Consider the following 23,490-nt stretch of genomic DNA (forward strand, 5'->3'; position numbering starts at 1 on the left):
GGATCTGGCCGGTGATGCACGGCCTGTTCGGCCGGATGCTCGACGGCGTCGATGCCGTGGAATACCAGGCCTTCACCGCCACCCTGCATAAGATCCTGCTCAACATCCGCCGGCATCAGATCTGACGGGTGCCAGACCACGCACCGGCCGGCACATGCCATCATGCGCGGTCCGCATTCCCGCACACCGCCGCTCCGACCTAAAACGCTGCCGACGGGCAGGCCCTGGGCTGCCATTGGAGACGGCAGGGATGACCCGGAACGCGAGCGGTGGCTTGCTGAGATCATCGGCGTAGCGTCCCTGGACCAGGCGGCGCCTGGTCTGATGGGGATGGCATCCGCCATCGTGGGGGATGATCGGGATTTCGAACGCTATGCGAGCACCCTCCCAAGGAAGCAATGGGGCACTCTGCAACCGGCCTTCACGACCCAGCTTGCCCGGCTTCTTGGTCGCACCGAAGGTGACGTGGCGGTCACCGACGCCGAAACGCTCTACATCCAGTACCGTCTGGCGCGTGAATCCGGGTTTCCGGACTATCAGGAGCTTCCCGTCGAACTGCAGCAGCGGATCGGGGAAATGCTCGATCCGTCCAACCTCGAGGCGCTGGCACGGACATCGGAGACCCAGTCCCGTCTGCTCGGGCCTGCCGTCGAGATCGATCACCGGATCGATGCCGTTCGCGGCAGGACGACGGTGGCTGCGCTACGGCTCGAATTTGAGGCCATGCCGGTCGCCGAGGGTGATCGCTCCTCTCTCCGCGAAGACCTGGTGACGGAGATCGCCATCCGGCTCGGCCAGGTGCAGCTGGGGTTTCAGGACGAGGCCCTGGCCGCGGAGCGCTGGCTGCTGTTCGATCGGCTGTACGACGCCATCGTTTCGCCGAACGCCGTGCTGCTGCCGCAACATCGGGGCAAACCGCTGGCCGTTCTGGCGGCACAGATCGGCATCCTGTCGCAGCCGGCGCGGTTCCCGTCCTATGTGGACGTCGAGGGGGTGATCGGCGAGATTCCGGCGGAACAACGCGCCTTTGTGCTGGTCAGGCTGGTGCCCCAGATCCGTTTTTTGCTGGAAGAGCACCAGGTCATGGCGCATGCCGCCGCCCTGCAGCACATTCCGACGGTCCCGGACGATCAGCGCGCCGAGCCGCTGGAATGGCTTGCCAGCGCGATCGCCTGGCTGCGGCCGGGCGATGACCGGGTCCAGGCCCATGCGGCCGTCCGGCGGGAGGTCTCGAAGCTATCGAAAGGCCTGCGCGCAGGACCGCTCGATAAGCTGGTCTGGCAGGTGGTCGAGTTGCCGGAGGGCGGTGCACGGGCCCAGGCCCATACGGCTCTTCGGCGGCTCGTCGCCGACAGCCTTGCTGAGGAGGGGCCGCTGCCGGACGGTGTGGAAGACGAATACGCCGATGTGGTCGAACTGCTGGCCCGGCAACTGAACAGGTTGCCGGACGGGCAGGCCCGGGTCGCGGCGCACAGGGATCTCCGGCAGCTTCTCGCCAGACTCCCCCGGCGGATATGGGGGCCGGTCCTGGGAACGCTGGCCGACCGGATCGAGGCTCTGCCGGAAGGGCCCGACCGGACCGAGGCGCATGCCGCGCTTCGCGGTCTTGTCGCCGATATTCCGGAGGATGATCGCGCGGAGGTGGTCGAGGCGCTGGTCCGGCAGTTGGGCGGTCTGTCGGAAGGGGCCGCCCGGATCGAAGGGCACAAGGCCCTCCGGCAGCTTGTTCCGGAGATTCCCGTGCACAAACGGGACTTGGCGCTGTCCCTGTTGGCTCTCCAGATCGACGATCTGCCGCAGGGGCAGGACCGGATCGATGCGCATGCCGATCTCCGGATGCTTGCCGTGACCTGCCCGGTGGAGCAGCGTGGCAGGGTGATCGAGGATCTGGCCGTGCAACTGGACAAGCTGCCGGACGAGGCGGCGTGGACCGAGGCTCATGATGATCTGATGGAGGCCATCAAGGGCCTTCCGCTGCATCTGCGCCAAGCGCCGCTGCAGGCGGTCACCGCGGTGCTGGGCCGGCTCTATCCGACGCAGCCATGAGCCGCCTCCCGGCCGGGGCGACGCGGCGATCCAGAGATCGAGCCGCTGGATCGCCCGTTCTTAACGTAAGGGCCCCTTGCGGGGCTCGCGATGACGGTGTGGGATTGCCGTGGCCGGGCCGTCGACAAAAGCCGTTGTCGACGCGTTACCTGCTGGATGACCGAAGCACCATTCTTCATCGGCACGGCCGGCTGGAGTGTGCCGAAGCACTATGCCGGGCGCTTTCCGGACGAAGGCTCGCATCTCGAACGCTATGCCCGGCGGTTGAACGCGGTGGAGATCAACTCCTCCTTCTACCGTCCGCATCGCCGCGCGACCTATGAGCGCTGGGCGGCGAGCGTGCCTGCGGGCTTCCGCTTCTCGGTCAAGGTGCCGAAATCCATCACCCACACACGCCGCCTGGAGGAGTGCGACGACCTGCTCGACCGCTTCGCAGCCGAGGTCGAGGGGCTGGGGCCAAAGCTCGGCGTCCTCCTGGTCCAGCTGCCGCCGAGCCTGGCGTTCGAGGCCGGGACGCTGGAAGGCTTCCTCGCCGCCCTAAGCCATCGCATCGATGTCCCGATAGTTTGCGAGCCGCGGCATGCCAGCTGGTTCGTACCGGGGGTAGAGGCCCTGCTCACGAAGCTACAGGTCGCCCGGGTCGCCGCCGACCCGCCGCCCGTGCCCGGCGCGGATGAACCGGGTGGTTGGGACGGGCTGGTCTATTATCGGCTGCACGGGTCGCCCCAGATCTATGTGTCGAACTACGATGCCGCTGCCCTGGCCGCCCTGCACCGCCAACTGGAGGCGCATCGGACGGCGGGCATTCCGGCCTGGTGCATCTTCGACAACACCAAGGCCTTCGCCGCGCCGGGCAATGCGCTCAGTGTTGCCGATGCGGCGTCGCATCCGCCGTGAGGGTCGGCCGCACCGGTTCCACCGCCTCCGCCTCGACGAGATAGCGATAGGGGCCGCTGATGGTGGCGTTGAACGGCCAGCAGGTGGCCAGCACCAGATTGCGGCCGGGCGCCTGCGGGTCGATGCCGGAGACGTCCCACGTCACCACCCGCGTGCCGGTGACCTTGAAGGTGACGCGGCGGCCGTCGCGGCGGGTGACGTCGATCTCGTCGCCGACCGCGACCTGCTTCAGGAAGCTGAAATGGGTGTCGCGATGGGCGGCATAGACGGCGGTGCCGGGGTCGCCGGCCTCCGGCGTGTCGGCGACATGGCCGGGGCCGAAGGCCAGGGCCTGGCCGCTGCTGCCGGCCAGCGCGATGGCGCTGCGGCCGATCCGCGGCAGGTCGATCCGCGCCACCGGCCAGGGTCTCGGCGAAGGCATGGTCCAGCAGCACCTGGGCCAGCGCCGCCTTGGCGTGGATCCACAGGCCCTGTCCGGCCAGCCCCAGCCCGACCAGGACCAGCAGCAGGGCGGCGATCCGCAGCCGGGGCCGGGCACGGCGGGGCCGAAGGGGCTGCCGGGACGGACGCTGGCCGGCCAGCGGGTGAGACAACGGCATCGTCGCGCTCATGCTTTTTCTCCCGTCGACCGGCGGCTGAACCGGGCGAGGGCGATGCCGGCCAGCAACAGCAGCGCACCGATGATGATCCGCAGCTCGGCGTCGGTCGCCGTGGCCGGCAGCACCACCTCCTCGATCGGAACCGGCTTGCGGGCGGCTTCGGGGGCATTGGTGCGGGCCGCGGCGGGCAGCAGCAGCGCGGCCTCGCGGAATTCCGGCGCGGACTGGGCCCTGGCGCCGAACACCGTGTCGAAATCCCAGCCTGCCGGAAGGTTGAGCGGGAGGTCGTTGCGGTTCAGCTTGGCGCCTGCCGGCCGGCGCGGCGTCTGGTCGATCGCGACCAGGCTGGTCAGGCGGGTCACCAGATGATGCTGCAGGGCCAGCGCCAGGATCCGCTGGTCGGCTTGGTCAGCCGTGATCTGGCCCAAGGTCTGCGCCACTTCGGCATCGGCGATCTTGCGCCGGGCCCACAGCTTCGACAGCCCGGCGCCCTGGACGGCTTGCGCCACCGGCAGGGTGACGGCCCAGGGCTGGTCGCCGATCATGCCCTTGACCTCGACCGTACCGGACAGCGCGGCCAGCTTCGCCGCCAGCACCACCGGCTCGCCGCGATACAGGTCGGGCAAGCTGTCCGGCGTCGCATCGGCCGGACCGGCCGAGAAGCGGCCCGACAGGTTGGTGACCACGGGGCTTTCCAGCTTCTCGAACAGGCTGCGCATCCGCTCCTCCACCTGGTCGGCCGACCCGATCTGGATGAAGGTGCCGCGGCCCAGCTCGGCAGCGCGGCTCATCAGGTAGGAATTCGGGGCGGTGCCGATGCCGACCATGAACACCCGCGACCGGCCGCGTAGGGCAGCGATGGGGTCGAACAGCTGCTGTTCGTTGCCGATCGCGCCGTCGGTCAGGAACACGACCTGGCGCAGCCGCGGGGTGCCGTCGTCGCCGTGGTCGGCCCCGGTCTTATCAGTCAAAGCGGCCTGCATCGCCGGCACCATCTCGGTGCCGCCCGTGGCCTCCAGCGCCGAGACGAAGCTGCGGGCGGTGTCGATATGCTCGGCATCGGCCGGCACTGCGTCCGGGAACAGCACGTCCAGGGTGTCGTCGAACCGCACCACGTTGAAGCGGTCGGCAGGGGACAGCCGGCCGAGGGCATAGAGCAGGCTGGCCTTGGCCTGGGCGATCGAGGTGCCGCCCATCGAGCCGGAATTGTCGATAACGAAGACCACGTCGCGCGGCCGCTTGTCCTCGGTCTGCACCTGCGCCGGCGGGGTCACCACGGCCAGGACATAGTCGTCGCCGGCGACGGTCTCGTGGAACAGCCCGACCGAGGGCGTGGTGCCGGCGGCCGGCGTCCAGCTCAGCTCGAAGTCACGATTGGCCGGGACGGGGCCCTTCATCCGGATCACTCGGGCGTCCGGGCTCGGCGAGTCGATGTCGACGGCATGATTGGCGCTGACCACGGTGCCGATCGGGAAGCCGGCCTGCAGCCGCACCGTCAGCGTCACCGGGTTCAGCGGCGTGCTCGTCCGCGGGTCCAGGACCGGCGGGGTGATCCGGTCTTGATCCGGCACCGCATCACCCTGTGCCATCGCTTCGGGGCTGTAGCGCGGCGCGGCCACCAGCGGCACCCGCAGCGAGAAGTCGGTGGCCGACTGGTGCACGCTCTGCTGGTACTCGATCTGGATCAGCACGGTCTCGCCCGGCCCGACATTGGCGACCGAGGTGGTGAACAGGTTCGGCCGCTCCTGCTCGACCAGCCCGGCGGTCTGGCCGGCCGCCTTCGCCGCCTCATAGCTCCGGCGGGCATCCTCGCGGGCTGCGACGTCGCCGGTGATGACCCGATCGCCGACCACCATCTTCATCGTGTCGACCGCGCCATCCTCCGGCAGGGGGAAGACGTAGACGGCCTCGACCCAGCCTGCGGTCGGGTTGCGGAACAGCTGGGTGACACGGGCCCGCGCCGTCGGGCCGCTGACGGTCAGGTCGACATCGGTGCCCAGGCGCGGCGCCTCGACATAGCGGCCCTTCTCGGTGGCGCGGAACAGCAAGGCGCCGGATTGCACCTCGCCGGGGGTCACGAGGCCGGGAGCGACTTCCGCCCGGGCCGGGTGCGCGGCGGCGAACAGCGTCACGATCGCCAGCAGCAGCGACAGCAGCAGCAAGGGCGCGGTGTGGCCGAACCTGGCCTGGAAAGACGGCCACAGCCCTGGTGCCTGCTTCGAAGTCGTCGGACCCATGAAACCCTCCTGGAAAACCACCAGCCGTCCCCGCGGCGTCTGGGTTTCTTGTCGGTCCGCCGGGCTTTGTCCGGCCACGGTGATGATCCGGCTTGTTCGGCAGGCCATGGTCGGGATAGGTCTTGCTCCGCACCGCCTTGTGCGGATCGGTGCGGAGTTGTCCGGAGGAGGACGTCCTGGTGGGGTCGCTGACCAACCCGGCCGAGCATGAGCTGTCGGAGGAACAGAGCCGCGCCGTCGCCGGCCTGGTGCGGGAAGAGCTCGCCCGCCGCCGGATCTCGCGTCAGTTCCTGGCCGACGAGGCCAAGATCAGCATCTCGACGCTGGAAAAGGCGCTGTCCGGGCGCCGGCCCTTCACCCTGGCCACGCTGATCCGGCTGGAGGAGGCGCTGGGCGTCAAGCTGCGGCATCCGGAGATGCGCCTGCCGACCGTCGCCGCCCCGGCCGCGGCACCGCCGCCGGCCGCGCCGTCCGGGATCGCGCCGGCGGATCTTGGCTATTATGTCCGGCCCGCGGTGTCCTGGATCGAAGGGGTGTATCTGACGCTGCGGCCGTCATTGGGCGACCGCCGGGCGATCTACGCCTATCGCACCGAGATCTTCTGGGACGATGCGGTGTCGCATCTGTCGTTCCGCGAGGCCGAGCGCATCGACGCCGCCTTCACGCAGCATGGCTCGGTCTCGGTGCCGAACCAGTCCGGGCACATCTATCTCGTCACCAACACGCACGGGCAGTACCGCATGGTGATCGTCGGCCGCCCGACCATCGCCGGTGAGATGCACGGCATTCTGACCACGCTGCAGGCCGGGCCGGGATCGCAGCTGACGCCGGTGGCCACGCCGATCGTGTTCGTGCCGATGATGGCGGCGCCGGGCGCGGCGGAGTTCGGCCGGATCGGTCCCGACCATGCCTGCCACGCCCGCTATCGCGACTATCTCCGGCGCACGATCGAAGAGCCTTTCGCCCGGTTCCTGCCCCTGACCGATTGAGCGGCTGATGCGCTTTCACGCCGACCTGCATGTCCATTCCAAGCATTCGCGGGCGACCAGCCGCGACCTGGACCTGGAACACCTGGCGCATTGGGCGGCGCGCAAGGGCATCGGCGTGGTCGGCACCGGCGACTGCGTCCACCCGGTCTGGCTGGCCGAGCTGAAGGACAAGCTGGTGCCGGACACGCCGGGCCTGTTCCGGCTGCGGCCGGATTTGGAGGCCGGGGTGATGGCGACGCTGCCGGCGCCATGCCGCAACTCGGTCCGCTTCATGCTGTCGACCGAGATCTCGACGATCTACAAGAAGGGCGACCGCACCCGGAAGATCCACCACCTGATCTACGGGCCGGATTTTGAGACGATCGACCGGCTGCAGGCCAGCCTGGCGCGGATCGGCAACATCGCCTCCGACGGCCGGCCGATCCTGGGTCTCGATTCCCGCGACCTGCTGGAGGTCGCGCTCGCCTCCGGGCCCGGCGCCTATCTGGTGCCGGCCCATATCTGGACACCGTGGTTCGCGGCGCTGGGATCGCAATCCGGCTTCGACTCCATTGCCGACTGCTATGGCGACCTGTCGGACCACATCTTCGCGGTCGAGACCGGCCTGTCCTCCGACCCGGCGATGAACTGGCGGGTGTCGTTCCTCGACCGCTACCGCCTGACCTCGAACTCCGACGCGCATTCGCCGGGCAAGCTGGGGCGCGAGGCCACGGCATTCGACTGCGACCCGGATTACTTCGCCATCCGCCGGGCGCTGGAGACCGGCGACGGCTATGTCGGCACGGTCGAGTTCTTCCCGGAGGAGGGCAAGTACCACGCCGACGGCCACCGCAAATGCGACGTCCGGCTGAGCCCGCAGGAGACGCTGGCGCTGGGCGGCCGCTGCCCGGTCTGCGGCCAGCCCCTGACCATCGGCGTGTCGCACCGGATCGACCGCCTGGCCGACCGGACCGAGGCGGAGGCGCTGCCGCCGACCACCGCCGGCGAGGTCACCAGCTTGGTGCCGCTGCCCGAGATCCTGTCCGAACTGCTGGGCAGCGGGCCGGCCAGCAAGACGGTCGAGCGCAGCTACGACCGGGTGGTCGGCACGCTGGGGTCGGAGCTGTCGATCCTGGGCGAGGTGCCGGTCGAGGACATCGCCCGCGCCGAATCCGAGCTGTTGGCCGAAGCGGTGACCCGGCTGCGCAAGGGCCAGGTGATCCGCGACGCCGGCTATGACGGCGAATACGGCGTGATCCGCTTGTTCGAGCCGCAGGAGTTGAAGAGCCGCACCGCCGGCGGCCTGCTGTTCGACCTGCCGCAGCTGCGGGCGGGGATGGAGAAACCGGCCCAGACCCCTCCAGAACCGTCATTGCGAGCGCAGCGAAGCAATCCAGAGGCCGCACGCACTGGCCCCTGGATTGCTTCGTCGGCTTCGCCTCCTCGCAATGACGGCGTGGAGATTGCCCCCGGCCTGCTCGACCGCCTCGACCCCGACCAGCGCGCCGCCGCGGCAATGGTGGATGGGCCCTTGCTGATTGTCGCCGGGCCCGGCTCGGGCAAGACGCGGACGCTGACCCACCGCATCGCCCATCTCGTCGCCGAGCACGGCGTCGCGCCCGATGCCTGCCTCGCCATCACCTTCACCCGGCGGGCGGCGGCGGAGATGCGGGAGCGGCTGGAGGTGCTGCTGCCCGGCGCGGCGGCAGGCATGCCGATCCACACCTTCCATTCGCTCGGCCTGGCCATCCTGCGCGAGCATGGCGAGGCGGCCGGGCTGCACCGCGACTTCAAGGTGGCGAGCGAGGCCGAACGCACGGCCCTGCTGCGCGAGCTGCTGGAAATCTCCGAACGCAAGGCCGAGCGGCTGCTGCGCGCCGTCTCCCGCACCAAGCGCACCGGCGTGGCCGCCGATCTCGACCTCGCCGAAGCCCTGGCGCGGTACGAGGCGGCGCTCGCGCTGCGCAACTGGATCGATTTCGACGATCTGGTCGGCCGGCCGATCGCGGCGCTGGAGGCGGATCCGGGCCTGATCGCGCTGTATCGCGACCGCTTCCGCCATGTCTCGGTCGACGAATTCCAGGATGTCGACGACAGCCAGGTCCGGCTGCTGTCGCTGCTGGTGCCGCCGGGCGGCAATCTCTGCGTCATCGGTGACCCCGACCAGGCGATCTACGGCTTCCGTGGCGCCGACGCGTCCTGCTTCGACCGCTTCCATGTCGACCATCCCGGCGCCGCCACGGTCCGGTTGCGCCGCAATTACCGCTCCACCGGCACCATCGTCACCGCGGCGTCGCGCTTCATCGGCGCGGATGGGCGGACAGAGCCGGCGGCGGAGATCGTGCGGGCGATGCAGGACCGGATCTCGGTCCACGCCGCAGCCGGCGACAAGGCCGAGGCCGAATTCGTGGTGGCGGAAATCGAGGCCCTGCTGGGCGGCCACAGCTTCTTCTCGATCGACAGTGGCCGGTCGGACGGACGCACAAATGACCAGCTGGGCTTCGCCGACATCGCCGTGCTGTACCGCACCGACGCCCAGGCGGAGGCGGTGGCCGAGGCGCTGGGCCGCGCCGGCATGCCGTTCAAGCGCAGCTCGCTGGTGCCGCTGGCCGACGATCCGGCGGTCCGGGCGCTGCTCGGTGCGCTGGCGGACACGGCGGAAGAGGGGGCACTGACGCAGCAGCTGCAGCGGGCGGCGGAGCGCTTGCGCCAGGATGGCGCCGATCCGGTCGCGGCCACCGCGGCGCTGCAGCGCCTGTTGCTGATCGCGTCCCGGCAGGAGGACGACGACCGCACCGGATTCCTGGCCGCGGTGGCCCTGGCGACCGAAGCGGATTTCTGGGACCCGCGCGCCGACCGGGTATCGCTGCTGACCCTGCACGCCGCCAAGGGGTTGGAGTTCCCGGTGGTGTTCATTCTGGGTCTGGAAGACGGCGTGCTGCCGCTGCGCTTCGGCGAGGCCGACCCGGCCGCGGTGGCGGAGGAGCGGCGGCTGTTTTATGTCGGCATGACCCGGGCGATGGACCGGCTGTTCCTGTGCCGGGCGCGCGAACGGCGCTGGCGCGGTGGCATGGTCCGGTTCGAGCCGTCACCCTTCCTGGGCGAAATCGAGGCCGAACTGCTGGCCCATCGCCGCCAGGACCCGCGGCCGCGCCGACCGGCCGAGACGCAGCTCACCCTGTTCTAGTCGACCATCCGATCCCGTCAGTGAAGAGACAGCCGGGACAGAGCCTGGTCCGGCAGGCTGTTGGCGCGCAGCCGCTCCAGCAGCCGCGGCGTGACCATCTCGGACGGGTCCAGCTGCAGCCCCGGCACCACCACCTTGGCGACCGGGATGCCGAACTCCGCCCGAGTCAGGTCGACGGCATGGGCCTGGAAGCCGGCGTCTGCCAGGCGCGATACGACCCAGGCGATGGCGTCGGCCGGTTCCATGCCGTCGTTTCCGGTATAGCGGCGCGGGGCCAGTGCCGGCTGCAGCAGCGGCTCGTCGTCCGGCAGGATCTCCGCCCCGCGCTGCATCTGCTCCCGCTCCTGCGCGTTCAGCTCGTGGCCGGGATTGGCCCGGCGCTTGACCTCGATCAGGTGATAGGCCAGCTCGTACTGGCCCATCTCCCGGATGGCGGATCGTGCGGCCTGTGCCGGCGACAGCCCGGCGGACAGCCCGCAGGCGATCTGGCCGCCGTCGCGGTCGACCGACAGCGCCGCGACACAGGGGATCCCGATGCCGCTGGTGATGTCGAGCAGCCAGGTCGCGCGCCGATCGGCACCGCGGCGGATCTCATGCAGCAGCTCCGTCGCCTGCCGCGCGGCCTCTCCGTCCAGAGCCAGTGCCGCTGCCTTGTCGCCGCCACGCCACCACAGTGCGGCGGCGTCGCGTTCGACCAGCTCCAGCAGCCCGCCCAGCACCGCCTCATCCAGGGTCGGGCCGGCAGCGCAGCCGATGCTGAGCGGCGCGGCCGATTGCGCCACGCTCGCGGAGGGCAGGCGACGCAGGCACAGATCGGCGGGCAGGGCGCTCTCGGCCCAGTCGCCCAGGCGCCGCGCCGGCAGCCAGTCCAGCGCCGACAGCCCATCGGGGTTGTCGAGACAGAGCATGCCCGCCAGCGCCGATCGTTCGGTTTGTGAAAAGGCTCCGGGCATTGCAGCGGCCCGATGCAGCGGCTCGTCGCCGCGCTGCAGCTGCGAGGCGTATTCGATCGCCTCGCCAACGGCGGCTTCGAAGGCCCGCCCGGGCTGCGGATCGGCACCGATGGTGCTGACCACCGCGTCCTCCTGGCCCCAGCCGACGAAGGCACTCGCGTCGAACATGCCGAGGAAGAACAGCAGCCCCGGCGCATCCGGGCCGCGATAGGGCAGCAGGGTGCTCATCCGGGCGGCGAAGCGGAGCAACCCGATCCGGTTGCCGGTCTCGGCGGGGGAGAACTGCTCTCCGGCATAGCCGAGCAGATCGAGGAACTGGGCCGCCTCCGGGCCCGGGCTTCTGTCGCCGGCCAGGGCCTTCGCCGCCTCGAGATAGGGCGGGCCTCTCCATCCGTCCTGCACTCCGGGTCTCCTTGATCTTGGGGCACGGTGTCGCAGTTCGACATGAACGGGCCGCCCTCCGGCCGCGCCGCTGCCGCAATCGGCGGCTATCTCTATCGAGCCTGGTCGATGGCGGCAAACGCGGACCGAGGCAAGCTACCAGACATCAAAGGGAGCCGCGATCTCCGACGGTCTGGCCTTTGGGAGATCGGCCATCTTCACCTCTCGGCGACACATCCACGGTCTTCTGCTCTACGCCCTGGGCGTGGGGGGTTTCGCGACGATGGATGCCTTCGCGAAGTATCTGAGCCGTGACTATCCGGTCGCGGAGATCGTCCTGCTCCGGGCGGTGGTCGGATTCCTGCCGATCTTCGCGCAGTACCATCTCGGAACGGCCAGGGGATGGTCCGCCGTCCGATCCAAGGCTCCGGCCCTGCAACTGTTGCGCGGTGGCCTGATGGCGGCTGCCTCGGCCACCTTCTTCTTTAGCCTGACCCGGCTGTCGCTCGCCGACGCCACGGCGATTTCCCTGGTGGCGCCGCTGCTGATGGCGTTGTTCGGCGTCCATGTCCTGCACGAGCGATCGTCCAAGGAACTCTACGCCACGATCGCGGTCGCCATCACAGGCGGATTGCTGATCGTGCAACCCTATGGGGCCGGCCTGAGCCTCTATGCCGTCCTGGCGCTTCTGTCGGCAGTGTTCTACGCGCTGGCCGCCGTGACCACCAAACGCCTCAGCCGGTCCGATCCGCCCATCGTGACGGCGATCTGGGGCAACACCACGATCCTGGTCGTCTCCGCGGCCGCGGTGATCCCGGCCGGATGGGCTTGGCCCGTCGCAGGGGATTGGCTGCCCTTCTTGGGCATGGGCCTGGCAGGGGGCGTCGCCAACCTGCTGTACATCGCCGGCCTGCGGAGGAGCGGCGTGTCGGATGTGGCGGTGATCGACTATTCGATCTTCGTCTGGGCTGCGGCATTCAGCGCCATGGTCTTCCAGGAGCCGCTCTCGACTGCCGGCCTGCTCGGCGGCGGCCTGATCATCGCCAGCGGCGCCTATAGCGGCTTCGGGAAATGGCGCCGAGGTCGTGACGACAAGGCAGTCTCCCGGATTTCAAGATCCCGGCTCCGACCTCCCGTGGCGCCTCCGCCATTGCCGGAGCCGCACCGGACAGCGGTGTGATGATCGAGAGGCTGCGTGTCGCGCAGCCCTTCTGCTTTTCCCGGTCCGCTCCCGGGGAAGAAAACAGCGGGCGCGCTCCCCTGGGGCCGTGCTATCGATCTTTGCCAGATTCTTTCGTATGGCGGCATTTTAGGATACGAAAGTCGCGCGTTGGCGCACGGCCGTTGGGCGGGTGATGGAAATACAGCCGATAGGGTCGATGAGCGAAGCCCGGGTCAGTCTGACCACGCTGGGCCAGGTATCGCTTCGCGCGGATGGTGTGCAGATCGCGATCGCCAATCGGAAGTCCCAGGCCCTGCTCGCCTATCTCGCGACGACTTTGAATGGTCGCGAAAGTCGCGAGCGGACGGCCGGCCTGCTGTGGAGCGAATACGAAGAGGAGAAGGCCAGGGCCTCGCTCCGCCAGACGGTCGCGGATCTCAGGCGCGCCGTTGCCGCCCCCAGCCCATCCATCTTTGTGGCCGACCGCCTGACCATCTGCGTCGACCTGACCCTCCTGCATGTCGACTGCCTCGCCATCCTGAAGGAGCTGGAGGCGGGGGACGTCCCGGCGATCCTGTTGTCGGAGAAGCGCCTGCCGGACAGTTTCCTCGCCGGTTTGGATGACATCGATCCCGCATTCCGCGCCTGGCTGCTGGTGCAGCGCCAGATCCTGCAGGAGCGGTTCCTGCGCGAATTGGAGGACCGGCTGCCGACAACGGTCGATCCGCGCGCGGTCAAGCGGATCGGCACCGCGATCGTCAACCTGGACCCGACCCATGAGGTTGGATGCCGCGCCGTGATCGAGGCCTGCGCCCGCCTCGGCGACTTGGGCGGCGCGCTCAGGGCCTATCGCGAGTTGTGGGACCTGCTGGACCAGGAGTTCGGCATGGAACCGTCGCAGGAGACGCAGGAGCTGATCCTGAAGGTCAAGGGGGGAGAGTTCGGCGACCTGAAGATCGCCCTGTCCCTGCCGCCCGAGCGGACATTGGCCGAGGCCGCGCCACCAGCGCCTAGCCCTGTGGCACCAGCCGTCGTCTCGCCGCTTGCCGTCGCGCCGGGGCGAGGCCAGGCCATCATCGTGACCGATTTCGATACGACCGATCTTGCCCGGGAACGCCGGGGCATGATCCGGGCCTTCCGCCACGACCTGATCGCGTCCCTGGTCCGGTTTCGCGGCTGGAGTATCATCGATGGCGGTGAAGCCCTGATGCCGGTGCAGGCGCCGAACGCCTATCGCATCGACGGCACGGCGTTCGACGAGGAATCCGGCACCCGATTCATCCTGACCCTGAAGGATGCGGCCGACGGCCGCTTCGTCTGGAGCGAGCGCTTCGTCATCGCCGAGCGCAGTTGGCGCCCGGCACAGCAGCGCATCATCCGCCGGATCGCAGGGGCCCTGGATATCAATCTGTCGAGCGAGCGGCTGGCGTCGATCGCCGGCAGCCCCGAACTCAGCCTCGCCCTGCACGATCGCTGGCTGCGCGGCCATTCCATGAGCTTCCAATGGCGCCCGGATGACGAGGAGCGGGCTGAATCGATCTTCCGCTCGCTGATCGAGGACGCGCCGAGCTTCGCGCCGGCCTATGCCAGCCTGGTGCAGATCCTTAATTCGCGGCATCTGGTGTTTCCGGGCATGAGCCGGACCATGGACCGCCACCAGGAAGCCCTGAAGTTCGCGAAAATGGCGGTCCAGTTGGATCCGCTCGACACCCGGGCCCACCTCGCCCTCGGCTGGGCCTACGCGATGACCGACAATTTCGAGAAGGCCCCGGTCAGCTATCGGCTCGCCTGCGATCTCAATTCCAATGATCCATGGACCCTGGTGTCGGCCGCCCTTGGATTTGCCTATTGCTCGGATCTGGCACAGGCAGCGGCCACGGCGGAAATGGCGCTCGATCTCGGGCTCGGCATCTCCCGCCTGCACTGGGCCTATCAGTCCGGCATCCGCTTCATTCTCAAGGACTATGAAGGGGCGGTCGAGGCGGCGGAGAATGCCGGGGACGTGCTCTATTATCTCGGGGGATGGAAGGCCGCGGCCCACGCCCTCGCAGGTGATGCGCAGGCTGCGCGTGTCGAAGGCGCCCGGTTTGCGGGGATGATCCGGTCGACCTGGTTCGGCACGGCACCCCCGGATGAAGCCGAGATCGGCCAGTGGCTTCTCCACTGTTTTCCCATCTCGGACCGGAAGGTCTGGGATGCCTTGCGGGAGGGCTTGACGATCGCCGGGCTGGTGCCCCAGGACCCGGCGATCATTTCGTTCAATCCGATATCGAAACTACTTGCAGCCCCGGATCGTGTAATCCGAGATGCGTGAGTAATAGAACTCGATATTGTCGAACGGCTTCTGGCCGGTCAGCATGTCGGTGTAGAAATGCGGCGGGTCGTAGGAGGCCACGCCCGGATTCTCCTTCGCCTGCAGCTTGGCGCGACGCTCCGATTCCGAGACCTGGCGGTTGGGCGGCAGGCGCAGGATGAAATGGTGGTCGTCGCCCTGGCATATCTCCAGCGTCTCGTAACGCTCGGGGATATCGACCAGGCCCTTCAGCTGCTGGCGGAATTCCGCCATGTCGGCCGGCCGGGTCTCCGGCTTCTGCGCCCACAACACGACCTTCCGACCGGCCGCTTCGAAGTCCAGGATCTTCATCGGCTTCAGTTCGTCTTTATCGCTCATGACTTCCCCTCTCTGTGATGATCGGCCGCGTCCGGCGGAAGCGGGCCGATGGGTTGGATCGGATCGCCGGTTGGATCAGATGAATGGCGGCTCGACGGTTTCCAGCTTGAGCGCCTTGGCGATGTAGACGATCAGCTCGCTCATCGATGCCGGCACGGTCTTGCCGAAGACATGGGCGACCGCCTGTTCGGTGGTGATGCCCGCGATCGGGTCCCGGGCGTCTTCCACCAGGTCGCGAGAGTGCTCCAGCGATCCGGCGAAGACATCGGCGGTGATGATCGAGCCGAGTGTGCCCAGGCTCTTGCCATCGGTTTCCTGTGCCGCTTCGAACAGCAGGTAGAACAGCAGCGGCGGGTCCGCCGCGATCGCGTCGCGTTCGGCCGGGTCGAAGGTGACCGTCGTTCCGGCGTCCAGCCAGGCGCGCAGCGTCGCGGTGCGATGCTCACGGTCGGCCAGCAGCGGCGAATGGGCCAGCACCTCGGACGGCAGCAGTGCGGCGAGCGAGGCGACGGTCCGCAGGCTGCTCAGCGACCCGCGCACGAGATCGCGGTACATCAGGCCCGACAGGGTCTCGTCGACCGCATCGGCCCCCGACAGGTATTCGTTGTTGAACAGGCTATCGTACAGCAGGACGGCGTTGTAGGACGGCCCGATCCGCCGGCTGTGCTGCGGCCGCGACCCGTCGATCGAGAAGAAGCGCGACCATTCCGCCACCCAGATGTCGCGGATCGGCGTCTCCCGGCTGCGTCGCGCCGACGACGTCTCGATCACGTCGCGGACGCCGAAGGTCTCGGTCTGCCGGCTCATCCGATAGCTCTGCCGCACCATGGCGTGGCCGAGCCGGTAGGTGGCGTCGCAGAATTCGAGCGGCACCCGGCCGTCGGTCCGGTCGACCAGCGGCCGCGGCCGGTCCTGGTCGTATAGCGCCCAGATCTGCGGCCGGATCAGGCGCGGCAGCAAATCCTTCACCACGATGCCGCGATAGACCGACGCCGTGATCTGGCGGGCCAGGCCGAAGCGCAGGAAGCTCAGCAGTTCCGCCTGCTGCGATGTTTCCGCCGGGAAGGGATTGGTCGTGCGCAGCGTGTCGACGACGGCGTTGTGGAACATCAGGAACAGCGTGGTGACCTGGGACAGGTTCACGTTGTCGTCGTTGCGCGGATCGGTCAGCAGCGTGTCGGCCGCGCCCTGGGTCGGCGCGTCGCTCAGGTCTTCGATCCGGGCGCGCGGGATGTCACGGGCCGTGTGGATGGGGCAGCCGGGACGGTGGGACTGGGTGACCCGGATGTGGCCCAGGCGCAGCTTCTCGCGGCCTTCGCCGGGGGCGGCGGGGATCTCGTAGCTGATCGGGTCTTCGGTCGGGCCGCTGCCATAGACGGTGTCGAGGATCAGCGGCCGGGTCCGCAGGTTGACCCGGGGCAGGTTGCCGTCGGCCAGGCTGACGGCGGTCATGGCGCCATGGACGATGTCGTGCCCGGCGATCTGCGCGAAATAGGTATAGCCGGCCGGAATGCGCGGATTGTCGGTGGGGTCGCCATGCACCTTGGCTTGGTCGGCATAGCGGTGCGGCTCGTTCATCCGCCGGATCAGCTTGGCGATCAGCGCCTGCGCGGCGGGCGGTTCCTCGGCCCGGCGATGAATCTCAGCCGCCGGCGGTGTTTCGGCAGAGCCGAAGTTGCGGAACGCCTGTGCCCGTGCCGGCTGCGTCGTTGCGCCCGACAGGCCGCCTGTGCTGAGCCCCTTCACGGCTCCCGCCGCGAAAGACGGGCAGCCCAGCCCCCCATGTTGCCGCATTATCCTCCCCTTCCTTTTTCCGGTTCGTTCCCTGGCCACCGTCTTGTTCCAGAATTGCGCCCGTACGGAGGCAACCGACGCGTCCCGCAGGCGCCGGTCGAGGTCGAACTCTTCGGTACAGCTATGCCAGAGGATGGAGTCTGTCGGATCATGCGATGCGGACCGATACGGGGCTCGACGTGTACACCATCCGGGCGAGACGGCAACGGCACCCTATCCGGGGGACGTGAACCCAGCGTGAAATGGATCCGACCCAGGCCCGGCGCCGTTGCAGAAGGGGCGGGGGCGATCATCAGGAGGCAGGACCGATGACCTATGAGCTTTACTACTGGCCGGAGATCCAGGGGCGCGGCGAGTTCGTCCGCCTCGCCCTCGAACAGGCCGGGGCTGGCTATGTCGACGTCGCCCGCGGCGAGGGCGACGACCTGCCGGGGCTGATGCATTTCCTGCAGGATGATGCGGTGGAGGCGCCGCCTTTCGCGCCGCCCTACCTCAAGGCCGGCGACCTGCTGATCGGGCAGACCGCCAACATCCTGCTGTTCCTGGGCGACCGGCACGGGCTGGCGCCGAAGGATGAGGGGGGCCGGCTGTGGACCCACCAGCTGGAGCTGACCATCGCCGACTTCCTGGTCGAAGCGCACGACACCCATCACCCGATCGGCAGCGGCCTGTATTACGAGGACCAGAAGCCGGAGGCGAAGCGCCGTGCCGCGGATTTCCTGGCCCATCGCGTGCCGAAATTTCTCGGCTATTTCGAACGGGTGCTGGCGCGCAACCCGGCGGGCGACGCGCATCTGGTCGGGGCCGGCGTGACCACGGCCGACCTGTCGCTGTTCCAGATGATCGCCGGCCTGCGCTATGCCTTCCCGAAGGCGATGGCGCGGATCGAGCCGAAGCATCCGCTTCTGGTGACGCTGTCCGACCGGGTGGCGGCCCTGCCGCGGATCAAGACATACCTGGCCTCCAAGCGGCGCATCCCGTTCAACCAGGACGGCATCTTCCGCCACTACCCGGAACTCGATCCCTGACATAGATTGTCGGACAAGTGAGCCATGGGTGAGGGAGGGCCAGCGGATGATCGTCGTCACGGGCGGCAGCGGGCAGGCGGGGCGCGCCTGCGTCAAGGACCTGATCGAACACGGTCATGACGTGACCTCCGTCGACCTGGCACCGCCGGCCGATCCATCGGTCCGGCACAGCCGGGTCGACCTGACCGATTTCGGCCAGACCATGGCGGCGCTCTCCGGCATCGATGAGCGGGTGTCGCAGGTCACCGGCATCGTACATCTCGCGGCGATCCGGGCGCCCGGCCTGGCGCCGAACCACGTCACCTTCGCCGCCAACACGGTCAGCACCTACAACGTGTTCGAGGCGGCGCGGCAGCTGAAGATCCGCAACATCGTCTGGGCCTCGAGCGAGACCGTGCTGGGCCTGCCCTTCGAAACGCCGCCGCCCTATGTGCCGGTGGACGAGGAGTATCCCGGCCGGCCGGAGAGCGCCTATTCCCTGTCCAAGCTGATGGGCGAGGAGATGGCGAAGCAGTTCTGCCGCTGGGATCCCCAGGCCAAGATCATCGGCCTGCGCCTGTCCAATGTGATGGACCCGGAGCGCTATGCCGAATTCCCGGCCTTCGATGCCGATCCGGCCCGGCGGAAGTGGAATCTGTGGGGCTATATCGACGCGCGCGACGCGGCCCAGGCGATCCGGCTGGCGGTGGACTCGACGCTGACCGGCGCCGAGATCTTCGTCATCGCCAACGCCGACACGGTGATGAGCACGCCGAACCAGGCGCTGCTCGACGCGACCTTCCCGGGCGTACCGCACAAGCATTCCTTCGGCCCGAACGAGACGCTGCTGTCGATCGAAAAGGCCCGCCGCGTGCTCGGCTACGAGCCCCGCCACGGATGGCGGAGCGCATAACCGGCTACAGGCGCGGGTCGATCGGTTCGCTCTCCAGCGCCAGCACGCCGAACACGCATTCATGGATGCGGCGCAGCGGCGCGCGGGCGACGAAGCGCTTCAGCGCCTCATGGCCCAGGGCGAATTCCCGCAGCGCCAGGGTACGCTTGCCGCCGAGCTTGCGCTGGCGCAGGCGCACCATGTTGTCCGGCAGGTCGTATTCCGGCCCGTAGATGATGCGCAGATACTCGCGCCCGCGCACCTTGATCGCCGGCTGGATCAGCCCCTTGGGGCCGCGGGCAACGAAGTCGCGCGGCTTCACCACCATGCCCTCGCCGCCGGCCGACGTCATCGCCTCCCACCACGCGATGGCGTCGGCGCAGGCGGCGGCATCGGCCAGGTTGACCAGGCGCCAGCGGGTCGCGGCGATGGTCGGTGCGCCCGACGCGGCCAGCCGGTCGGCGATGCCCATGTGCCAGACATGGTCGCGGTCGAAACAGACCCGGCCCTCGACCGCCAGCACATGGAACGGCGCGACCCTGAGGTCGTCGATCCCCGAGACCGGCCAGACATAGGGCGCCCAGGCCCGGCCATAGGCATCGGCCCGCACGGCGCGTTCGGTGAAGCGTTCATGCAGCGCCGCCAGGGGCAGGCCGCGCTCGACCCCGCGGGCCAGGGCGGTGGTGGCCGCGGCGAGGCCGGAGCGGCTGGCAGCCGCCACCGGCGCGTACTGGCTGTCGATCAGGCCCCCGGCCTTGGCCGACCAGGGCATGATCTCGGCGTCCAGCAGCAGCCACGGCGTCTCCAGTTCCGCCCACAGCCCGGCGGCGTCCACCGCCCGGGCCAGCCTGGCGAGGACGGCGTCGGTGGTCGCGGGATCGGCAAAGAAGGCGCGGCCGGTGCGGGTCCAGATCGCGCCGATTGCGTCGCCCGCCACGCCGAACCGGGACCGGGCGGTCGCGGCGTCGCGGCACAGGGCGATCACGGCACGTGAGCCCATGTGCTTTTCCTCGCACACCAGCTCGGTGACGCCACGCTCGCGGAAATGCGCGAACGCTTCCTCCGGCCGCTCCAGCCAATCCTCGCGGGCGCTGGTCTCGGACGGGGACATGGTCGGCGGCAGATAGGCCAGCCATTGCGGCGCGATCGCGAACCGGCTCATCACCTCCAGCGCCGCGGCAGCGTTTTCGGCGGCGATGGCGATCCGGCCGCGCAGTTCGGTCTCGACCCAGCGCCGCCCGGTGACGTCCTCCATATCCAGCAGGTCGTCAGCCTCGGCCTGGGCGCTGCGATCCTCGGCGGCCGGTGCCAGTGGGCGGATCGGCTCGCTCCACACCTGGTCGGCCGGCACCGACACCAGTTCCTTCTCCGGCCAGCGCAGCGCCGTCAGCTTGCCGCCAAAGACGCAGCCGGTGTCGAGGCAGATCGTGTTGTTGACCCATTCGGCCTCGAGCGTCGGGACATGGCCATAGACGATGGCGGTGTCGCCGCGATAGGACGTCGCCCAGTCCAGCCGCACCGGCAGGCCGAACTCGTCGGTCTCGCCGGTGGTCTCACCGTACAGCGCGAATTCGCGCACGGCCGAGGAGGCGCGGCCGACCATCTCGGCCTTCAGCCCGGCATGGGCGACGGCCAGCGTGCCGCCGGCCAGCCAGACATGGCTCAGCAGCCCCTCCAGGAACGGCTTGATCGTGGCCTTGAAGGCGGGGCCTTCTGCCTCGATCTGCTCGATCGATTGCTGCAGCCCATGCGCGATCTTGACGTCGCGTCCCTCCAGCCAGCGTGCCAGCTTGCGGTCGTGGTTGCCGTTGACGGCATGGGCGGTGCCGGCCGCCGCCATGCTCATGGCGATGCGCAGCACGTCGGGCGTGCGGGGCCCGCGGTCGACGAGGTCGCCGACGAACACCGCCTTGCGCCCCGGCGGCGGGGTGACCGTTACCTGCCGTCCATCTTCAGCGTCGTGCCAGTCGACGGCATAGCCGAGCTGCCGCAGCAGCGCCTCGAGTTCGTCGCCGCAGCCATGCACGTCGCCGATGATGTCGAACGGGCCGGCATCGTCGCGCTTGTCGGTCCACAGCGGCCGGCGCTCGATCGTCGCGGCGTCGATCGTCTCCGTCGAGGTCAGACGCCAGACCTGGCGGAAGCCTTCACGCTGCAGCCCGCCCAGGCCGCGGCGGATCTCGGACACCATGCGCTGCGCCACCTGCGGCCCGAACGGGCGGTCAGGGCGCGCCTTGTTGCGCTCGATGCAGACATCGATGCCGGGGTCGAGCACGATGGCCACCGGCAGGGCGTGCCAGCGCCGGGCCAGCGTGATCCAGTCCTTGCGGTCGGCGGCGCGGACATTGGTGGCGTCGATCACGGTGAAGCGCCGGTTCTTCAGGCGCTTCTCGGCGATGGCGCGGACCAGGTCGAAGGCATCCGCCGTCGCGGCCTGGTCGGTCTCGTCATCCGACACCAGGCCACGGCAGTGATCCGACGAAATGATCTCGGTCGGCCGGAAATGCCGCGCGGCGAAGGTCGATTTGCCCGAGCCGGTCGACCCGATCAGGACGATCAGCGCGAAATCAGGGATGTCGATGTGGGAGGGATCGGGCGAGCGTGTCACGATGCGGCCCTCCTGAACGTCGCCATCTGCGTCGGCGCGCCGTGCTGCGCGTCGACCGGCCCGATATCGCCGTAGGTGACGGTGTAGCCGTATGTCGCCGCCACGGCTTCGGCCCAGGCGGCGAATTCGGCGCGGCGCCATTCGAAGCGATGATCCGGGTGGCGGAAGGCGCCGGCATCCAGGCTGGGGAACAGCGCGTTGTAATCGGCATTCGGCGTGGTCACCACCGCCAGACGCGGCCGGGCCTCGCCGAACACCACCTGGGACAGCACCGGCAGCCGGTCGGGGTCGAGATGCTCGATCACCTCGACCAGGGCGACGGCATCGGCCTCGGCCCAACGCCGGTCGCGATAGGTCAGCGCCCCGTGCAGCAGGGTGATGCGGCCGTCGGGCGGGCCGCCGGGCTGGCCCAGCTTCAGCCGGCGCTCCGCCCGTTCCAGTTCGCGCGCCGACGCATCGACGCCGATCAGGCGCTCAACCCAGCGCTCCCGCACCAGCCGCGCCAGCAGTCTGCCTTCGCCGCAGCCGAGATCGGCGATGACCCTGGCGCCGTTCTCCTGCAACGCCGCGGCTACCGCCGCCAGCCGCTGGTCGTGCAGGCGGATCAGCGCCTCCAGCCCGTCTTCGCGGGTGGCGACCGCGCCGGTCTCCGCCTCCTCCTCACGCGTCTCCGGCACCAGCCGGGCCAGCGCCAGCCGGGCGAGCGACCGCCGATGGGAGAGATAGCGCCGGACGATCAGTTCCCGCGCCGGATGGCTGTCGAGCCAGCCTTCGCCGCGGGCGAGCAGCTTGGCGATCTCGTCCTCACCGACCCAGTAGTGCTTCTCGTCGTCCAGCACGGGGATCAGCACATAAAGGTGGTTCAGCAGGGCACTGAGCCGCGCCGTGCCCGACAGCGCCAGGGTGACGTAGCGGGACGCCGCCCGGCCATCCGCGCCGGGGACGGGCTCGACCGCGACAGTCCAGCCCAGCGGTTCGAACAGGGCACGGACCAGGGGCTCGCCGCCATGGGCCGGCAGCGGGCCGACCCGGGCCTCCAGCGGCATCGGCCCCGCAGCCAGGTCCGGACGATCCTTCGAGATCCCGGCCATCGCCGTCTTCAGCGTGCGGATCAGGGCGACCGAGAGGAAGGACGAGGCGGCATAGGGCCGGTCGTTGACATACTGGTCGACCAGCCCTTCGCCGGAGCCGCGACCCCGCACCAGCCCGACCGGATCGACCTCGAGCAGCAGCACCGCTTCGCAGCGTGTGGCGGTGGCCTCCGGATAGAACAGATGGGCCTTGCCGAACGACAGCTCGGTCTCATGCACCCGGTCCGGATGCTTGTGCAGCAGAAAGCCGAGATCGGTGGCGGGAGAATGGGTCGTGGCAATCGAGAGGAACATGAAATTTCTCTAGCCGAACGCGGCGATGCCGGGAAGGGGCCGCCGGCCTGTTCAGCGCAGCGCCGCGGCAAAGGCCGAGGCCGGGACCGCCAGGTTCAGCGGCATGGCCTCGAGCGACCCGGCCACGGCGATCCCGACCACCTGCCACTGACCGTCCTTCAGGGTCAGCAAGGGGCTGCCGCTGGTGCCACGGGTGCCGGTGCAGTCATGCACCAGCACCAGGCCGCTCGCCATCTGGTCGGTCCCGAGCAACGTGCAGCTGGTGTCGGCGGTGATGATCTCGGCCCGGTCCTGGCTGTAGCCGCCCAGCGCGACCGCGGTGCCGACCGGGGGGATATCGGGGGCGACGGCCAGCGGCGGTGTGTCGGCCGGGGCATCCGCTGTCAGGACCAGCACCGCCCAATCGGCCGGGAAGGCCTGCGTCGGATGCAGCGGGTCATAGGCATCGGCGCGGATGACGCCGGACACCCGCACATGTTCCAGATATTGCCCGCGGGAATAGCCGAACAGGACGTGCAGTGAGGATGTCGGCAGGAAATGCTGCGTCCGGCGGTTGAACAGGCAATGGGCGGCGGTGAGAACACGGCGGGGGGCGATCAGCGAACCGGTGCAGCGGGCGCCGGTGCTGGTCTGCACCTTCACCAGGCTGCGCCTGGGGGCTTCGGTGCCGTTCACCGGCATACGCCGATCGGTTGTGCCGAGG

16 protein-coding genes are annotated in these 23,490 nt (G+C 69.1%); 8 read left to right on the forward strand and 8 right to left on the reverse strand.

The features are described from left to right. The first annotated feature begins 330 nt into the window (after window positions 1-330). Together AC3XYG_RS02610 and AC3XYG_RS02615 are read left to right on the forward strand one after the other, a co-directional pair. A complete protein-coding gene (locus AC3XYG_RS02610; protein ID WP_489138251.1) occupies window positions 331-2,046 on the forward strand; it encodes a hypothetical protein in 1,716 nt (571 codons plus the stop codon). 156 nt (window positions 2,047-2,202) lie between these two features. Next, window positions 2,203-2,943, forward strand: a complete 741-nt coding sequence (locus AC3XYG_RS02615; RefSeq protein ID WP_489138252.1) for a DUF72 domain-containing protein — start codon at window positions 2,203-2,205, stop codon at window positions 2,941-2,943. Here the strand turns inward: AC3XYG_RS02615 and AC3XYG_RS02620 are convergent. Continuing rightward, window positions 2,909-3,364 (reverse strand): class D sortase, encoded by a 456-nt coding sequence (locus AC3XYG_RS02620; protein ID WP_489138253.1) that lies wholly within the window; start codon window positions 3,362-3,364, stop codon window positions 2,909-2,911. The two genes, AC3XYG_RS02615 and AC3XYG_RS02620, sit on opposite strands and share 35 nt — an antisense overlap. A gap of 186 nt (window positions 3,365-3,550) precedes the next feature. Continuing rightward, window positions 3,551-5,779 (reverse strand): marine proteobacterial sortase target protein, encoded by a 2,229-nt coding sequence (locus AC3XYG_RS02625; RefSeq protein ID WP_489138254.1) that lies wholly within the window; start codon window positions 5,777-5,779, stop codon window positions 3,551-3,553. 179 nt (window positions 5,780-5,958) lie between these two features. Between AC3XYG_RS02625 and AC3XYG_RS02630 the strand changes: the two genes are divergently transcribed. Beyond that, window positions 5,959-6,768, forward strand: a complete 810-nt coding sequence (locus tag AC3XYG_RS02630; RefSeq protein ID WP_489138255.1) for a helix-turn-helix domain-containing protein — start codon at window positions 5,959-5,961, stop codon at window positions 6,766-6,768. Between the two features lie 7 nt (window positions 6,769-6,775). Next, entirely contained in the window at window positions 6,776-9,934 is a 3,159-nt protein-coding gene (locus AC3XYG_RS02635; protein WP_489138256.1) for a UvrD-helicase domain-containing protein, read from the forward strand. A 17-nt stretch (window positions 9,935-9,951) separates the two neighbouring features. Here the strand turns inward: AC3XYG_RS02635 and AC3XYG_RS02640 are convergent, their stop codons facing one another. Further along, a complete protein-coding gene (locus tag AC3XYG_RS02640) occupies window positions 9,952-11,289 on the reverse strand; it encodes a YcaO-like family protein (protein ID WP_489138257.1) in 1,338 nt (445 codons plus the stop codon). 226 nt (window positions 11,290-11,515) lie between these two features. Here AC3XYG_RS02640 and AC3XYG_RS02645 point away from each other — a divergent pair, with 226 nt between their 5' ends. Beyond that, on the forward strand, window positions 11,516-12,448 hold the full coding sequence (locus tag AC3XYG_RS02645; RefSeq protein ID WP_489138266.1) for a DMT family transporter: 933 nt from the start codon (window positions 11,516-11,518) through the stop codon (window positions 12,446-12,448). 199 nt (window positions 12,449-12,647) lie between these two features. Beyond that, on the forward strand, window positions 12,648-14,744 hold the full coding sequence (locus AC3XYG_RS02650; protein ID WP_489138258.1) for a BTAD domain-containing putative transcriptional regulator: 2,097 nt from the start codon (window positions 12,648-12,650) through the stop codon (window positions 14,742-14,744). Here AC3XYG_RS02650 and AC3XYG_RS02655 read toward each other — a convergent pair. Further along, a complete protein-coding gene (locus tag AC3XYG_RS02655) occupies window positions 14,706-15,101 on the reverse strand; it encodes a hypothetical protein (RefSeq protein ID WP_489138259.1) in 396 nt (131 codons plus the stop codon). The genes AC3XYG_RS02650 and AC3XYG_RS02655 overlap by 39 nt on opposite strands. A 75-nt stretch (window positions 15,102-15,176) precedes the next feature. After that, window positions 15,177-16,847, reverse strand: coding sequence for a peroxidase family protein (locus AC3XYG_RS02660; protein WP_489138260.1), 1,671 nt, complete (start codon window positions 16,845-16,847; stop codon window positions 15,177-15,179). A gap of 356 nt (window positions 16,848-17,203) precedes the next feature. Between AC3XYG_RS02660 and AC3XYG_RS02665 the strand changes: the two genes are divergently transcribed. Both AC3XYG_RS02665 and AC3XYG_RS02670 read left to right on the forward strand, forming a co-directional pair. Beyond that, window positions 17,204-17,923: a glutathione S-transferase gene (locus AC3XYG_RS02665; RefSeq protein WP_489138261.1), complete on the forward strand. Its 720-nt coding sequence runs from the start codon at window positions 17,204-17,206 to the stop codon at window positions 17,921-17,923. Window positions 17,924-17,969: 46 nt separating this feature from the next. Beyond that, entirely contained in the window at window positions 17,970-18,815 is an 846-nt protein-coding gene (locus AC3XYG_RS02670) for an NAD-dependent epimerase/dehydratase family protein (RefSeq protein WP_489138262.1), read from the forward strand. A gap of 4 nt (window positions 18,816-18,819) precedes the next feature. Here AC3XYG_RS02670 and AC3XYG_RS02675 read toward each other — a convergent pair whose 3' ends face one another. From AC3XYG_RS02675 to AC3XYG_RS02685, 3 genes are all read right to left on the reverse strand, one after another. Then, the gene (locus tag AC3XYG_RS02675) at window positions 18,820-21,402 is read right to left on the reverse strand and encodes a polynucleotide kinase-phosphatase (protein WP_489138263.1); all 2,583 of its coding nucleotides are present in this window, start codon (window positions 21,400-21,402) and stop codon (window positions 18,820-18,822) included. Next, entirely contained in the window at window positions 21,399-22,787 is a 1,389-nt protein-coding gene (locus tag AC3XYG_RS02680; protein WP_489138264.1) for a 3' terminal RNA ribose 2'-O-methyltransferase Hen1, read from the reverse strand. Before AC3XYG_RS02680 ends, AC3XYG_RS02675 begins: the two co-directional genes overlap by 4 nt. A gap of 51 nt (window positions 22,788-22,838) precedes the next feature. Continuing rightward, window positions 22,839-23,490, reverse strand: a 652-nt coding sequence (locus AC3XYG_RS02685) for a trypsin-like serine peptidase (protein WP_489138265.1), incomplete at its 5' end; no start/stop codon positions are given.

The organism is Inquilinus sp. (assembly GCF_057815775.1).

Coding starts and splice junctions, on each gene's coding strand:
- AC3XYG_RS02610 (WP_489138251.1), top strand. CDS start 331: ATGGCATCCGCCATCGTGGGGGATGATCGGGATTTCGAACGCTATGCG.
- AC3XYG_RS02615 (WP_489138252.1), top strand. CDS start 2,203: ATGACCGAAGCACCATTCTTCATCGGCACGGCCGGCTGGAGTGTGCCG.
- AC3XYG_RS02620 (WP_489138253.1), bottom strand. CDS start 3,364: ATGCCTTCGCCGAGACCCTGGCCGGTGGCGCGGATCGACCTGCCGCGG.
- AC3XYG_RS02625 (WP_489138254.1), bottom strand. CDS start 5,779: ATGGGTCCGACGACTTCGAAGCAGGCACCAGGGCTGTGGCCGTCTTTC.
- AC3XYG_RS02635 (WP_489138256.1), top strand. CDS start 6,776: ATGCGCTTTCACGCCGACCTGCATGTCCATTCCAAGCATTCGCGGGCG.
- AC3XYG_RS02650 (WP_489138258.1), top strand. CDS start 12,648: ATGAGCGAAGCCCGGGTCAGTCTGACCACGCTGGGCCAGGTATCGCTT.
- AC3XYG_RS02655 (WP_489138259.1), bottom strand. CDS start 15,101: ATGAGCGATAAAGACGAACTGAAGCCGATGAAGATCCTGGACTTCGAA.
- AC3XYG_RS02665 (WP_489138261.1), top strand. CDS start 17,204: ATGACCTATGAGCTTTACTACTGGCCGGAGATCCAGGGGCGCGGCGAG.
- AC3XYG_RS02670 (WP_489138262.1), top strand. CDS start 17,970: ATGATCGTCGTCACGGGCGGCAGCGGGCAGGCGGGGCGCGCCTGCGTC.
- AC3XYG_RS02680 (WP_489138264.1), bottom strand. CDS start 22,787: ATGTTCCTCTCGATTGCCACGACCCATTCTCCCGCCACCGATCTCGGC.